Below are 14,123 nucleotides of genomic sequence, written 5' to 3'. Positions count from 1 at the left end.
ATAGGAGAAAATGAATTAAATGAGGAAACCTAAAAAAGAAAAAAACAGTCAAATATATTGAAGAATAAAAAAACATGGACGAATGGGTGATAAACAAATGAGAGCTGATAAACATCAAAATAAGAAAAAGAAAAGATGGACGTCCATTTTACTTGTTTTCTTACTACTAATTGGTGCAGTGGCTGGTTATGCTTATTTTCAATTTAAACAAGGAGTCAACCAATCATTAAAAAAAATAAATAAGGATAATAAAGAAGCAAATGTTGTCTATACATTTGAAGGGCAGAAGGATCAGTATGGGGATACGAATATCTTATTACTTGGAAGTGATGCGCGAGGAAAAGAAAAGTCCCGTGCAGATACGATAATGATTGCTCATTATAACGAAGATAAAGGATCCTTTAAATTAACTTCCATTATGAGGGATAGTTATGTAGAAATCCCAGGCCATGGCAAACATAAGATCAATTCTGCCTTCGCACGAGGGGGTCCAGAGTTAATGCGGCAAACCATCAAGAAGAACTTTGATATCGACCTACAATATTATGCCATTGTTGATTTTCAGGGTTTTGTTCAACTAATTGATGAAGCATTCCCGAAAGGTATAGAAATTAATGTAGAGAAAAAAATGTCTGAATATATTGATGTAACAATTGAGCCTGGTCTGCAAAGATTGGATGGCGAGCATTTATTGGGTTATGTTCGATTCCGGCATGATGCCATAGGTGATTTTGGAAGGGTAGAACGTCAACAACAAGTTATAAAGGCTATTAAAGAACAATTGGGCGGTATTCAAACCATAACAAAGCTGCCAAAATTAATTGGCGTTGTAACCCCTTATGTGAATACAAATATTGACACATCGGATGCATTATTTATGGCTAAGGACTTCCTTTCAGATAAAGGGAGTATCGAAACATTCCGTATTCCAGTCGAAAATAGCTTTACGGAACCAAAAATAAAAGGTGAAGGATCTGTTTTGGATCTTAATGTCGAAAAAAATAAAGAGGCACTCCATCAATTTATCAAACAATAAATATTCTATACAAAATACTATTAGCAATTAATTAAAGGAGAATGGGATGGACTTCTTCGAATCACTAAAAGCTTGGTTTACACTTGAACATATTATGAGCCTCATACAAGAATATCGGGCACTTGGACCGATACCGGGCATATTGTTGATCGTCCTTGAAGCATTTTTGCCGTTTCTCCCGTTGTTTGTATTTGTAATGGCAAATGCTAATGCCTTTGGTCTTTGGTTAGGATTTTTATATTCTTGGCTTGGTGCTTGTTTGGGGGCATTACTTGTTTTTTCTTTAATCAGGAAGTATGGGCAAAAAAGGTTATTATCTTTTTTGCCTAGACACCCGAAGGTCCGTAAGCTGATGGACTGGGTGGACCGTCATGGGTTTGGCCCCCTTTTTTTAATATTATGTTTTCCATTTACCCCTTCTGCGGTTGTAAACGTTGTTGCTGGTCTTTCAAAAATACGCTTTGCTCAATACATGCTGGCAGTGTGTATAGGAAAAATGGTGATGATTTTTACGATAAGCTTTATCGGCTATGATCTCCGTTCATTAATAACGAAGCCTTTTCGGACAGTCATTGTTTTGCTTGTTATTTTTATTCTTTGGTATGTAGGAAAAAGAATTGAAATAAGGATGAATAAGAAAACGGAAACTGACCATAATGGAGAAAAAGAGAAAAATAAAGAGAAGGAGAAATGGAGGGGATTCAATGAAAATTGAATGGAAACAGGAAGGCATGGAATGGGTTAAGGCATTTGCCATCGGAATCATAATTTTTGCTTTTATTCGCACATTTTTCTTTTCTAATTATATTGTAGAAGGCGAATCGATGATGCCAACGCTTCAAGACGGTAACAAGCTGGTTGTCAACAAGCTTGGTTATCAGATTGGTGAATTAAACCGATTTGACGTCATTGTCTTTCATGCCAATGCCAAGGAGGACTTTGTTAAACGGATTATCGGGCTGCCAGGTGATAAGATTGAATATCGGGATGATCAGTTATATATCAACGGTCACAAGTTTAAGGAACCGTTTTTAAATCCTTATAAGCAGAAGGCACCTGGTATGAAGCTGACTGGAGATTTTAGTTTGAAGGAAATTACCGGTGAGAATGCGGTTCCGGAAGGAAAATTATTTGTTCTGGGTGATAATCGTTTAGGAAGCTGGGACAGCCGACAATTTGGCTTCATCTCTTCCAGTCAAGTTGTAGGCATAGTTGATTTACGCTATTGGCCATTGAATGAATTGGATGTCAATTTTTAAATAGATGAAGTGGGAATGAGCACGATTGTATAGGTCGTGTTTTTTTTTTGCTATTAGGAAAGTATAAGTGCAACTACGCCTCTGTCTTCGCCCTTAGGGGCTCGCCAATCGGCGAGTTTTCTTTATAATAAAAACATTAGAAATTACCAATTATGCCTTTAATATGTAGAGCCCTAATCCAAACATTTGTGCTTATATTATGGTAGAATGAGAGTTAAAGAGTTTTAGGAGGAAGAGAGGTAACCCCATGTCATTAAGAATGATAATCGGACGGTCGGGAAGCGGTAAAACAGCGATGTTTCTTGATGAAATAAGAGATCGGCTAGTGGAAGACCCGGCAGGTACACCAATTATATATATCGTTCCTGAGCAGATGACATTTTTATCTGAATATCGTTTGGCGACAGACTCAAGCGTTGGGGGAATGATTCGCGCGCAGGTTTTCAGTTTTTCTCGTTTAGCATGGAGAATTCTGCAGGAAACAGGTGGAATCAGCCGTACGCATTTAAGCAGTGTCGGAATGAATATGTTAATTCGTAAAATCATTGATGACCAGAAAGAGAATTTGAAAATTTTTCAGCGGGCAGCCGATAAGAATGGCTTTGTCCAGCAGCTGGAACAAATGATTACCGAATTTAAGCGGTACTGTCTTGGACCAGGGGAACTGGTCCAGGAATCAGTGAAGTTTTGTTCTGGGGACACTTCTGCTACAAAAGTCTTACACGATAAATTAAATGATTTAGAAATTATCTATACAAAATTTGAGGACGAAATCTTTGGTAAATATATAGATTCAGAAGATTACTTTCGCCTCTTAGCAGAGAAAATATCAGCATCTTCATACTTAAAAGAGGCCGAAATCTATATCGATGGATTTTATAGCTTCACACCGCAGGAATATCTTGTCATTGCGGAACTAATGAAGCATTGTAAACGTATTTCAATCGCGATAACCTCAGATCGGTTATTCCTTGATTCACCACCGGATGAGCTTGATTTGTTCCGTGCATCTGGTGAGATGTGTTACAACATCTATGATTTAGCCAGGGTAAGCAGAATCGAGATGGAACAACCTATCATTCTAAAAGAACAAAAAAATTGGAATCAGCCTTCCTTACGTCATTTAGAGGAAAAATTTGATGTGCGCCCAGCCGCAGCATTTCATGGTGAGACAGCGATTCAAATTAGCCAGGCAGTCAATCGAAGAGCTGAAATAGAAGGCATTGCCAGAGAAATTCGCGATGTGGTTCGAACGAGAGGGTACCGTTATCGGGATATTGCTCTCTTAATTAGAAATGGCGGGGATTATCATGAAATTATTGAACCGGTTTTTGACGATTATCAGATTCCTTATTTTATCGACCAGAAAAGGACGATGCTCAATCACCCACTTATTGAATTAATCCGCTCGAGTCTTGAAGTAATTAACTCTTATTGGCGCTATGAACCTGTTTTTAGAGCGATAAAAACAGAATTATTATATCCCCTTCAGGAAAATCCCGATAAAATGCGTGAGAAGATGGACAGGCTGGAAAACTATTGTTTAGCCTATGGAATCAACGGGAATAAGTGGACGAAAAAGGATCGCTGGGTTTACCGGCGCATAAGAGGGCTGGAATTAACGGGAAATGTTCAAACCAATGTGGAAAAAGAGAGAGAGCAAGAATTAAATGAATTAAAGCTTATGGTAACAGCGCCTATTTTGCGGCTGTCAAGAAGGTTAAAAAAAGCCGATACAGGACGGAAACTTTGTGAGGCTATCTATTTATATTTAGAAGAATTAGATATCCCAGAGAAGCTTGAAAAATGGAAAATGGCTGCAGAAGAAACGGGCAATCTTGTAAGGATGCGGGAACACGAACAAGTGTGGAATGCAGTCGTTGAGCTTCTTGACCAATACGTTGAAATACTAGGGGAAGAGCAGGTTACGCTAAGAGAATTTGCTGCTATTTTTGAGGCAGGCTTCGAATCCCTGCATTTTTCGCTCATTCCACCAGCACTTGACCAAGTTCTAATTGGTGATTTAGAAAAATCAAGGCTGAATGATATCAAAATTGTTTTCGTGGTTGGCATAAATGAAGGGGTATTACCGGCGAAAATTTCTGATGAGGGTATTCTTGCAGATGAAGACAGGGAGATGCTATTAGCAGCAGGCATTAATGTTGCACCAAGCAGCCAAACCCGCTTGCTTGATGAAAACTTTCTTGCCTATAAAGCTTTTACGGCACCATCAGACATGCTTTATATCAGCTACCCGCTTGCTAATGAAGAAGGAAAAGCATTGATTCCTTCTTCCTACATTAAGAGGCTAAAGGATTTGTTCCCAGACGTAAGCGAAGTGTATTATGTTACAGACCCTTCTGAACTTGAAGAAGTTGGGCAGTTAAGCTTTGTTTCTAATTTTACAACAACCTTGTCCTACCTAAACACGCAGCTGCAATGGAAAAAACGAAATTATCCCATTTCTAATCTGTGGTGGGATGTGTATAACTATTATCTGGAGAGTGCATGGAAAAATAAGGCGCAAAAGGTGTTTTCAAGCCTTTATTACTCAAACAAGACCGTCCAGCTTTCCAAAGAGGCTGCGGATGAATTATATGGTGACACTATCCAGGCAAGTGTTTCAAGGATGGAATTATACAACGGCTGTGCATTTTCTCATTTTGCCCAGCATGGGCTGAAGCTTCGTGAACGGCAAATTTTTCGCTTGGAGGCTCCTGACATTGGCGAATTATTCCATGCTGCTTTAAAGCAGATTGCCGATATTGTCAATGAACAAAACATGTCCTGGGCTGAATTAAATCAGCAGCAATGTGAAGAACTTTCTAAAGAGGCGATTAAGACTTTAGCACCAAAGCTGCAAAACGAAATATTACTCAGTTCAGAACGCCATCATTATATTAAGCGAAAATTAGAGCAAATCATTACGCGTGCTTCTCTTGTCTTGAGTGAGCATGCGAAAGTGAGCGGTTTTTCACCAATTGGCTTAGAATTAGGTTTTGGCCCATATGGAGAGCTGCCGCCATTAACCTTTTCGTTAAAGAATGGAAAAAGAATGGAATTGGCTGGACGCATTGACAGGGTTGACAAAGCAAAAGCGGAAGATGACAGTGTCTTTTTACGGGTGATTGATTATAAATCGAGTGAGAAGGATGTCAATTTAACTGAAGTCTATTATGGTCTTGCCTTGCAAATGCTGACCTATCTGGATATTGTCGTGACTCATTCCAATAAACTTGTAGAGATGAAAGCAAGCCCTGCAGGTGTCCTTTACTTCCATGTTCATAATCCATTTATCAATACAAAGAAAATGTTGACTATGGAAGAAATCGAAATAGAAATAATGAAAAAGTTTAAAATGAATGGGTTAATGCTGAGTGACCAAAAAGTCATCCAGTTGATGGATCAAACACTAGAAACCGGTGATTCACAAATTGTTGCAGCAGGTATTAAAAAAGATGGAAACTTATCTAAAAAATCAAAGGTAGCAAGTTTAGAGGAATTTGATCATTTAAGGAAACATGTTCGTGATTTATATCAAGAAACAGGCAATGCCATTATCAATGGACAAATCGATATTGCCCCATATAAATTGAAGGACAAAACACCATGTACATTTTGTGCTTATAAATCTGTTTGTCAATTTGATGAATCAATTGAAAGTAATCGTTATAGGATTCTTACAGCACATTCAAAGGAAGAAGTGTTGGAATTAATTAGAAAGGAAGCAAAGGAAAATGAGTAAATTCATGATGCCTCCAAAACCAGAGGGGGTGACCTGGACAGACGACCAGTGGAAAGCGATTGTGGCCAGGAATAAAGATATCCTTGTAGCGGCAGCGGCTGGGTCAGGGAAAACAGCGGTCCTAGTGGAAAGAATAATCCAAAAAATTCTTTCTTTGGAAGATCCAATAGATGTTGATGAATTGTTAGTCGTGACGTTTACAAATGCTTCCGCAGCAGAGATGCGGCATCGAATTGGTGAAGCGTTGGAAAAAGCAATCGATCAGGATCCAGGTTCCAGACATTTACGAAAGCAACTCAGCTTACTAAATAAAGCCTCGATTTCAACGCTGCATTCCTTTTGCATGGAGGTAATTCGTAAATATTATTATTTAATCGATATTGACCCAGGGTTCCGAATTGCTGATGAAACAGAGGCACAGCTAATCAGAGATGAAGTAATGGAAGAGCTGTTTGAAGAAGAATATGGAAAAAAAGATAATGTGTCCTTTTTTAATTTAGTCGATTCATTCACAAGTGATCGAAGTGATGCTGCACTAATGGATATTATTCGTTCCATATACGATTTTGCAAGTTCGAACTCTCAGCCAGAGCAATATTTACAATCTGTTGTTTCAATGTATGACGTGCAAGAAGGAACAAAAGTAGAAAATCTGCCGTTTACCCAGGCACTTCTTTTTGATATCGAATTGCAATTAGATACTGCAAAAGACATGATTAAACGGGGCTTGGAGCTAACTAAGCTGCCAAATGGTCCGGCACCTAGAGCGGAAAACTTTTTAGAAGATTTACAAGTCATTGATACTCTTTTGCTGGCACAAAAGGATTCATGGGCAGCGCTGTATCAGGCGATGCAAACATGGTCTTTTTCAAGGGCTAAACAGGTGAAGGGTGACCATTTTGATAAGGAACTAACAGAGAAAGCCCAGAAGCTCCGGGAAAAAGCAAAGAAAAAAATTCAAGATATAAAGGAAGAGCTCTTTTCCCGGAAACCGGAAAGCTTTTTACGAGATATGGATGAAATGCGTCCATTAGTAGACATGCTTGTTTATCTTGTAAAAGAATTTTCAAACCGATTCGAAAAAGTTAAAAAAGAAAAGGGCCTTGTTGATTATGCTGATTTAGAGCATAACTGCCTTGGAATTTTGACAAAAGGGGTCTCAGCAGAAGGTGAATTTCTTCCATCAGAAGCGGCCCTTTCATACCGCGGTCATTTTAAAGAGGTATATTGCGATGAGTACCAAGACACAAATATGGTGCAGGAAACCATATTAAAACTTGTCACGAAAGATGAAGAAGCAAACGGGAATTTATTCATGGTTGGTGACGTCAAGCAGTCGATTTATCGTTTTCGTTTGGCTGAGCCCAATCTCTTTTTAAGTAAATATAATCGCTTTAACGTTGATGGCATAGGATCGGGGTTGAGAATCGATTTAGCCCGTAATTTCAGAAGCAGGAAAGAGGTACTTGATGCCACAAATTATTTATTTAAACAAATTATGGGCGTTAAGGTTGGAGAAATCGAATACGACGAAGCGGCAGAATTACGGAATGGAGCACCGTATCCAGTGGATGATTCTTACCCCGTAGAAATAATGCTTATTGACCAAAACGCTGAAAGTATGGAAACGCCTGTTGATACTGAATCCGAAACAGAAGCGGCTGTATTTGATGCAGCAGAACTTGAACAATCCCAGCTTGAAGCAAGAGTAATGGCTGCAAAAATTAAAGAATTAGTGACAACAGGTGCACCTGTGTATAATACAAAAACGAAATCTCAAAGACCACTAATGTATCGGGATGTGGTAATTCTCCTCCGTTCAATGACCTGGGCTCCACAAATCATCGAGGAGTTCAAGCAGCAAGGAATTCCCATTTATGCGAATTTATCTACCGGTTATTTTGAAGCAACAGAAGTATCCATTATGATGTCGCTGCTCCGGGTAATTGATAATCCATTCCAGGATATTCCGTTAGCATCAGTGCTGCGTTCACCCATCGTCGGGTTAAACGAAGAAGAATTATCAAAAGTTCGGATTCACAGGAAGAGTGGTTCGTTTTGGGAGGCGGTTTCTGCCTTTTGCCTTAACAAGTCAGCTGAAAATACAGAACCATTTTATGAAAAAGTCCGCAGTTTTTTTGATCTGTTACAAAACTGGCGCTCATTGGCACGACAAGGATCGCTTTCAGAACTAATATGGCAGTTATACCGCGATACTCAATTTTATGATTTTGTCGGAGGTCTGCCCGGTGGGAAGCAGCGTCAGGCAAACTTAAGAGCTTTATATGACAGGGCAAGGGTCTATGAACAAACCTCTTTCCGCGGGTTATTTCGCTTTTTACGTTTTATCGAGCGGATGATGGACAGAGGAGACGATCTTGGGGCAGCAAAAGCACTTGGTGAGCAGGAGGATGTTGTCCGCATTATGACGATCCATAGCAGTAAAGGGCTTGAATTTCCTGTTGTATTTATGGCAGGAATGGCAAGGAACTTTAATATGACGGATATCCGCAAGCCATACATGCTTGATAAAGAATACGGATTTGCAGCAAAGTATGTTAATGCTGAGAAGCGTATTTCTTATCCTTCCCTCCCGCAAATTGCTTTTAAGCGAAAAAAGAAAATGGAAATGCTTGCGGAAGAAATGCGCGTGTTATACGTAGCTATGACGAGAGCGAAAGAAAAGCTCTATGTAACAGCAACAATAAAGGATACAGTGAAAACAATCGACCAATGGAATGCTGCTTCCGCTAATATGGAGTGGCTGTTAAAGGATTATGAACGGGCATCGGCAATGAGTTATATCGACTGGATTGGACCAGCCTTGATCCGTCATCAAGACTGCGGTGAATTAAGGGTTACAGGTAAAACCAATCCGCTTATTCCATTGGAAATCACTAACCATCCTTCCTCCTGGAAAATTACCTTAATAAGGGCCGAAGAAATCAAAAAACAGGAATTGGTAGTTGAAGCGGAAGAGGATTACTTCCTGGACAAGGTTCAATCAGTAGAAAAAGTTCCGTCAGAATCTTCATTTGCTGAGGAAATAAAGGCTCGTCTGACATGGGAGTATTCATTTCCTGATGCTACAGTCCATCGCTCAAAGCAATCAGTATCGGAAATAAAACGTTTCGCGGAAATGACAGATGAGCAAAGCGGTACAGATCTGGTTCGAAGGTTTAAAAAGTCTATTATAAATCGGCCAAAGTTTATGCAGGAGAAACAATTAAGTCCAGCAGAGCGGGGGACAGCCATGCATATGGTGATGCAGCATGCGGATTTGACCAATCCTGTTAGTAAAGAATCCATTCATGAACAATTAAAGTGGATGGTTCACAATGAATTGTTAACCCCAGAGCAGGCAGAAGTGATTGACAGTCAATTAATTGTTCAATTCTTCAACTCAGAATTAGGGCAAAGATACTTTAATGCCAAAGCTATTTACCGGGAAATTCCGTTTACACTTTCATTACCTGCAAGAGATGTTTATCCTAACTGGAAAGCTGCAGATGAATCTGTATTTGTGCAAGGGATTATTGATTGTATCCTTGAGGATGAAAATGGCTTGGTTCTCATTGATTATAAATCAGATAGAATAACTGAAAGATATAAAGGCGGTTTTCTTCAGGCTAAACCAATCCTCGTAGAAAGATATCGCCTTCAGATTAACTTATATACAAAAGCGATTGAACAAATCTGGAAAAGAAGTGTTGTTGAAAGATATTTATTTTTCTTTGATGGAGCCCACATTTTAAAAGTGGAAAGAGAATAAAAAAATGACATAGACCTTGATGGTTTATGTCATTTTTTAATTGTTCGCTGTAATCGGCTGGTCAATTACATTTGTATCGAGTACATTTGTACCACTTAACCCATTATTCGTAACAATTAACCCACCGGTGTTAAATCCCCCAGAGCCGGCGAATGTTTTTGTGGAACTCTTTGGAGAGATATTAACGGTATCTCCGAATTGTACAATTCCTCCGCCTACATTAATAATTTGTACTGGACCAAGTATCGCTGGCATCAAAAACATCCTTTTCCATTTGAACTAACAAGGTTACAGTAGCATATGCATTTATCATATGTCTTGTTCATGACCTTCAAGCCGAAGCTGACGGATATGCTTAATTCTTGCTTCCATCGATACATTTCGAGAGTTTCCAACATGTAAAATAGACGCAGAAGAAACAGCAATAACATCAATGTTATTCACTTTTATGATTGGGTTAATATTATGCTGTAAAAAAGATATTGTTTCGGTAATTGGCGGCAGCGGTAGAGGCTTTGTAAAGACTGGATAGGAAGGAAAGTTGCCTTCGTCTCCGAAGAATATTTCTTCTTCCCTTTGAACAGCGATAGCCCTAGAAAGTCCATTAATGATACCAGAATCCCCAAGCTGAATAACAGAACTGAAAGCTACTAGCTTAACTTCGAGATGGTCTACGTTAGAGGTACGGGTCAGCATAGCCAGGGGTCACATCCCGTTCTAACGGAACAAGTGGCCCAATAATTAAAGATTCTGGTGGGGTGTCAAATGCTGATGTTAGTTGGATTGTTTCCGTGTCGCCCACCATAAATAACGAGGAGCTTGCAACCGCGGTGATACTTATGTTTTCGACATGCAGGACGCGGTTATAGACTTCAAAGTTCATTCCGTCTTCATTCCTTTCACATTCTCAGGTAAGTTAGTTAAAAAGACCATTACGCCACTTTGAATTTCCTGCTTTAGTGCTTCAATGACGATTGCCTCGATTGGCGGAGCCTTATCATCTGAACGAACCTTCGCGGCGTTAGCTTTAAGATGATAGTCAATCCGGCTGGGTAGCTGTTTAATAATATCCTCTTTGATAAAGGATAAGTAGGATTCATTTGAAGGTACTGCCATGCCCCTCTGTGCATCATCAATTATTTGCGGCAATTCCTTATCTAAATAGTCATGAATTGCCTCTTCAATTTTCATTGATACTCGCATTTGTTCTTTAGGAGAAAATGGGGTCTTTAATGATTGATTTTGTACGGCAAAGTCATCAATTCCAGACAAATCATTAGGATTTAAGCCAATACTTAACGTTCCTTCAAGTGTTTCAACCTTCAATTGATCAAATTTATATTCAATCCTATCAACATGGACCGTGGGCTTATCCCGTATTTGCATTACATCAGCTCTTAATTTTTGAATTGTCTGTTCTAATGCTGTAATCCTCTGTTCTTGTGCATGAATAGACATCTGCAGCCATTGAAGATATTGGTAATAATCCTGATACAAGTAAATCACCTCGCCAGCGAATTGCCTTTTCACCTTGTGTTTTAACTATATGCACAAACCTATTTGGATTTGCTTCTTTTTAACAAGTTCATAAAGCTGACAGGGTTTTCCCATTACCTGGTGTTCATTTATTAACCTCTGACTGCAGCCTGTAATGGAACTGAAGGTGCCAGTATCATTCCCTCAGGTTTTATTCCAGCTGGTGCAGGTTTTGTGAAACCGCCCGTATTATATAGATTTGTTTGAGGCTTTATGATTCCTGCACTGCCAATTTGCAGGACTGAGGAATTGGTAACACCGCCAATTTTTATAAAATTAATGTGAATGGACTGCTGGATATAAAAATTCATATTGGATCACCCGTTAATTATATATTAAGGAAATTATTTTGATCAAGGACATCCGGATCAGAGGTATTCGTTGAACTTATTTTGTTGAGTACATCAACCTGATCGCCGGTGTTAAAGGAACCAGCTCCAGAAAATGTTTTGGCCGTAGAAAATGGCATGATTTTATAGACATCGCCAATGTGGAAAATAGAGCTGCTTCCAAGTGTAATGACCTGTGCAACCCCAACAATCGCTGGCATGAGCAACCCCCTTCGTTATTAATATCTTTTACATCTTATGAATGGGCGAATGTAATGTGAATCATTCGCCTAAATTATATTTGTTTGATCGTTCTTTTTATTTTATTCTATTAGTAGTGGATAAATGAACATAGAGGTGATTGTAAATGAGATTTGTAACAGTAAAACATAAGAATGAACAAATTGTCGGTTTACTAGATTCGGAAGAAACAAAAGTACTTTTACTAAATGCTGCAACAGAGGTAAGGACAGGACAAAAAAACTTCCCTGCTTCTCTCCTGGAATGTATCGCGTTAGGAGAAAGCTTTCTCGAACAAGTAAATGATTTGCTTGATTGGGTAATAGGTTCCGATAACACAGATGCTTTTTACATTCCACTTGAAGAGGTCACAATACTTGCTCCTATTCCAAGACCAAATAAGAATATCTTTTGTGTTGGAAAAAATTACGCGGACCATGCAATAGAAATGGGGAGTGCAGCAGATATTCCTGACCATGTGATGGTATTTACCAAATCTCCAACAACAGTTATTGGACCAGATAAAACAGTATTAAGCCATCAAAACATTACGAATCAACTTGATTATGAAGGAGAATTAGCCGTCATTATCGGGAAAAAGGGGCGGGCTATTAAAAAAGAGGTAGCACTTGATTATATTTTTGGGTATACGATTATTAATGATGTAACGGCAAGGGATCTGCAATCAAGGCACAAGCAATTTTTTATCGGAAAAAGCTTAGATACTACCTGTCCAATGGGGCCTTGGATTGTTCATAAAAGCATGATTGAAAACCCTAATCAATTAAATATTGAGACAAAAGTAAATGGTGAGGTAAGGCAAAGTTCAAATACTAAAAATTTTATCTTTCCAGTAGAAGAAGTAATCTCTGTTCTGTCAGCTGGTATGACACTGGAACCAGGAGATATCATTGCCACCGGTACTCCAGCAGGTGTTGGTAAAGGCTTCAATCCGCCAAAATTTTTACGTCCCGGGGACACACTTGAAATCAATATAGAAAAGATTGGAACACTTAAGAATACCATTGAGGAAAATTCACTGTAATCATTTAATGTATCCTTTCCAAGTTTGTTACTATATTTGAATCACTTTTTTCGTAATTACTAAAAGCCTATGGTATGATAGTCTCAATTAACAATACATAGGAGGTAAAAAAATGATTCATGGTCATGTAACAGCATGGGTTTTAGCTCTGATTTTATTTTTCGTAGCACTTTCATTAAATAAAAGTGGGAAAGCAAAAGGATTTAAAATTGTTCAAATGATCTTACGTGTATTATACCTGCTAATTATTGCAACAGGCATAGGGCTTCTTTTTTCAGTTTATAAGATCGATGTTTGGTATATTTTAAAAGCGGTTGCAGGTTTATGGGTAATCGGATTGTTTGAAATGATCCTTGGCAGGGTCGCAAATAACAAAAGTACTTCCGTTTTTTGGATTCAATTTATCATTGCATTTTTGCTTGTGTTATATTTAGGCTTTGAAAAATTGCCAATGTCAATTTTCAATGTATAAGCTAATTTTTAAAAATAAAGGCTGTCCTAGGGCAGCCTTTTATTTTTAAAAAAATTCCATAACCAGCGTGACAACTTTAACCTGCGGTTTTAATATAAAAATTAAGGAGAGGGGAGAGGATCAATTTGCTGGTAAAGGTGTTTGCAAATCTTCGGCAGATATGCGGCGGGGTAACAGTAGAGGTGCAGCCTGATGGGGATCGGGTAATAGATGTGCTGGATAAAATGGTAGAAATGTTTCCGGATTTACGAGATGAAATTTTTACCGCGGAAAAAGAGCTGCTTCCGTTTGTTCATGTATATGTGAACGGAAGGAATATCATCCATCTCGAGGATCTTCAAACGAAAGTCTGTGAGGAAGATCAATTTGCTCTATTTCCCCCGGTTGCAGGCGGCTAATATGGTAGAAAGAGAGTTAGAGTTTCGTGGAATTAGTAAAGAGCATCTTGGCATGTATTTCATGGAGCTCGGTGCGAAACAGGTAACGGATTCGTTTCCCTTCGTATACGAGGGAGAGGGATGGAGTGGACAGATATTATCGGAAGCGGAAATATCCTTTACCGTAACATTTAAGGTAAGTGCTGTACAGGTTCGTTTTCGTGCAGATAAGGAGAAATTACTTGAAGATTTAATCAAAAAATACCGCTACAAAACAACTAGAATTGGTGGATAATGAAGAAGGCTTCTGCA

General features: G+C 38.8%; 15 protein-coding genes. 9 read left to right on the top strand and 6 right to left on the bottom strand.

The annotated features are described in order from the left end of the window. Positions 1-97 precede the first annotated feature (97 nt). The 5 genes from V7150_RS19000 (at position 98) to addA (ending at position 9,812) form a co-directional block, all read left to right on the top strand. A complete protein-coding gene (locus V7150_RS19000; protein ID WP_335521447.1) occupies positions 98-1,036 on the top strand; it encodes an LCP family protein in 939 nt (312 codons plus the stop codon). Between the two features lie 46 nt (positions 1,037-1,082). Further along, on the top strand, positions 1,083-1,751 hold the full coding sequence (locus V7150_RS18995; RefSeq protein ID WP_335521445.1) for a TVP38/TMEM64 family protein: 669 nt from the start codon (positions 1,083-1,085) through the stop codon (positions 1,749-1,751). Next, the gene (gene lepB, locus V7150_RS18990; protein WP_335521443.1) at positions 1,741-2,295 is read left to right on the top strand and encodes a signal peptidase I; all 555 of its coding nucleotides are present in this window, start codon (positions 1,741-1,743) and stop codon (positions 2,293-2,295) included. The genes V7150_RS18995 and lepB overlap by 11 nt, the downstream gene beginning before the upstream one ends. 247 nt (positions 2,296-2,542) lie before the next feature. Next, positions 2,543-6,040, top strand: a complete 3,498-nt coding sequence (addB, locus tag V7150_RS18985; RefSeq protein ID WP_335521442.1) for a helicase-exonuclease AddAB subunit AddB — start codon at positions 2,543-2,545, stop codon at positions 6,038-6,040. Further along, positions 6,033-9,812 carry a helicase-exonuclease AddAB subunit AddA gene (gene addA, locus V7150_RS18980; RefSeq protein WP_335521440.1) on the top strand — a complete coding sequence of 1,260 codons (3,780 nt, stop codon included), beginning with the start codon at positions 6,033-6,035 and terminating at the stop codon, positions 9,810-9,812. Before addB ends, addA begins: the two co-directional genes overlap by 8 nt. Before the next feature lie 36 nt (positions 9,813-9,848). On the opposite strand, the gene V7150_RS18975 is transcribed toward addA, so the two are convergent. The 6 genes from V7150_RS18975 to V7150_RS18950 form a co-directional block, all read right to left on the bottom strand. Continuing rightward, positions 9,849-10,067 carry a spore germination protein gene (locus V7150_RS18975; RefSeq protein ID WP_335521438.1) on the bottom strand — a complete coding sequence of 73 codons (219 nt, stop codon included), beginning with the start codon at positions 10,065-10,067 and terminating at the stop codon, positions 9,849-9,851. 54 nt (positions 10,068-10,121) lie between these two features. Next, entirely contained in the window at positions 10,122-10,508 is a 387-nt protein-coding gene (locus V7150_RS18970) for a spore germination protein GerPE (RefSeq protein ID WP_335521436.1), read from the bottom strand. After that, a complete protein-coding gene (locus tag V7150_RS18965; protein WP_335521433.1) occupies positions 10,489-10,695 on the bottom strand; it encodes a spore gernimation protein GerPD in 207 nt (68 codons plus the stop codon). The genes V7150_RS18970 and V7150_RS18965 overlap by 20 nt, the downstream gene beginning before the upstream one ends. Continuing rightward, complete coding sequence (gene gerPC / locus V7150_RS18960) at positions 10,692-11,342, bottom strand: spore germination protein GerPC (RefSeq protein ID WP_335521431.1); 651 nt, start codon at positions 11,340-11,342, stop codon at positions 10,692-10,694. The genes V7150_RS18965 and gerPC overlap by 4 nt, the downstream gene beginning before the upstream one ends. Before the next feature lie 98 nt (positions 11,343-11,440). Next, the gene (locus V7150_RS18955) at positions 11,441-11,659 is read right to left on the bottom strand and encodes a spore germination protein GerPB (protein ID WP_335521429.1); all 219 of its coding nucleotides are present in this window, start codon (positions 11,657-11,659) and stop codon (positions 11,441-11,443) included. Positions 11,660-11,676: 17 nt separating this feature from the next. After that, complete coding sequence (locus tag V7150_RS18950) at positions 11,677-11,898, bottom strand: spore germination protein (RefSeq protein ID WP_335521427.1); 222 nt, start codon at positions 11,896-11,898, stop codon at positions 11,677-11,679. 146 nt (positions 11,899-12,044) lie between these two features. On the opposite strand from V7150_RS18950, the gene V7150_RS18945 reads away from it, so the two are divergent. From V7150_RS18945 to V7150_RS18930, 4 genes are all read left to right on the top strand, one after another. After that, positions 12,045-12,962, top strand: coding sequence for a fumarylacetoacetate hydrolase family protein (locus V7150_RS18945; protein WP_335521425.1), 918 nt, complete (start codon positions 12,045-12,047; stop codon positions 12,960-12,962). 112 nt (positions 12,963-13,074) lie between these two features. Continuing rightward, positions 13,075-13,434, top strand: a complete 360-nt coding sequence (locus V7150_RS18940; RefSeq protein WP_283922240.1) for a YisL family protein — start codon at positions 13,075-13,077, stop codon at positions 13,432-13,434. 125 nt (positions 13,435-13,559) lie between these two features. Then, the gene (locus tag V7150_RS18935) at positions 13,560-13,832 is read left to right on the top strand and encodes a ubiquitin-like small modifier protein 1 (protein ID WP_335521422.1); all 273 of its coding nucleotides are present in this window, start codon (positions 13,560-13,562) and stop codon (positions 13,830-13,832) included. After that, complete coding sequence (locus V7150_RS18930; RefSeq protein WP_335521420.1) at positions 13,819-14,106, top strand: hypothetical protein; 288 nt, start codon at positions 13,819-13,821, stop codon at positions 14,104-14,106. Before V7150_RS18935 ends, V7150_RS18930 begins: the two co-directional genes overlap by 14 nt. Positions 14,107-14,123: the final 17 nt, after the last annotated feature.

The organism is Neobacillus drentensis, assembly GCF_036965245.1.
Classification (GTDB): domain Bacteria; phylum Bacillota; class Bacilli; order Bacillales; family Cytobacillaceae; genus Neobacillus; species Neobacillus drentensis_G.
The sequence above is the reverse complement of the archived record's forward strand: the minus strand, read 5'-3'. Positions and strand labels throughout refer to the sequence as shown.

What these genes read in the sequence shown, in the direction of transcription:
- V7150_RS19000 (WP_335521447.1), top strand. Translation starts at nt 98, where the DNA reads ATGAGAGCTGATAAACATCAAAATAAGAAAAAGAAAAGATGGACGTCC.
- V7150_RS18995 (WP_335521445.1), top strand. Translation starts at nt 1,083, where the DNA reads ATGGACTTCTTCGAATCACTAAAAGCTTGGTTTACACTTGAACATATT.
- lepB (WP_335521443.1), top strand. Translation starts at nt 1,741, where the DNA reads ATGAAAATTGAATGGAAACAGGAAGGCATGGAATGGGTTAAGGCATTT.
- addB (WP_335521442.1), top strand. Translation starts at nt 2,543, where the DNA reads ATGTCATTAAGAATGATAATCGGACGGTCGGGAAGCGGTAAAACAGCG.
- addA (WP_335521440.1), top strand. Translation starts at nt 6,033, where the DNA reads ATGAGTAAATTCATGATGCCTCCAAAACCAGAGGGGGTGACCTGGACA.
- V7150_RS18975 (WP_335521438.1), bottom strand. Translation starts at nt 10,067, where the DNA reads ATGCCAGCGATACTTGGTCCAGTACAAATTATTAATGTAGGCGGAGGA.
- V7150_RS18970 (WP_335521436.1), bottom strand. Translation starts at nt 10,508, where the DNA reads ATGCTGACCCGTACCTCTAACGTAGACCATCTCGAAGTTAAGCTAGTA.
- V7150_RS18965 (WP_335521433.1), bottom strand. Translation starts at nt 10,695, where the DNA reads ATGAACTTTGAAGTCTATAACCGCGTCCTGCATGTCGAAAACATAAGT.
- V7150_RS18955 (WP_335521429.1), bottom strand. Translation starts at nt 11,659, where the DNA reads ATGAATTTTTATATCCAGCAGTCCATTCACATTAATTTTATAAAAATT.
- V7150_RS18950 (WP_335521427.1), bottom strand. Translation starts at nt 11,898, where the DNA reads ATGCCAGCGATTGTTGGGGTTGCACAGGTCATTACACTTGGAAGCAGC.
- V7150_RS18945 (WP_335521425.1), top strand. Translation starts at nt 12,045, where the DNA reads ATGAGATTTGTAACAGTAAAACATAAGAATGAACAAATTGTCGGTTTA.
- V7150_RS18940 (WP_283922240.1), top strand. Translation starts at nt 13,075, where the DNA reads ATGATTCATGGTCATGTAACAGCATGGGTTTTAGCTCTGATTTTATTT.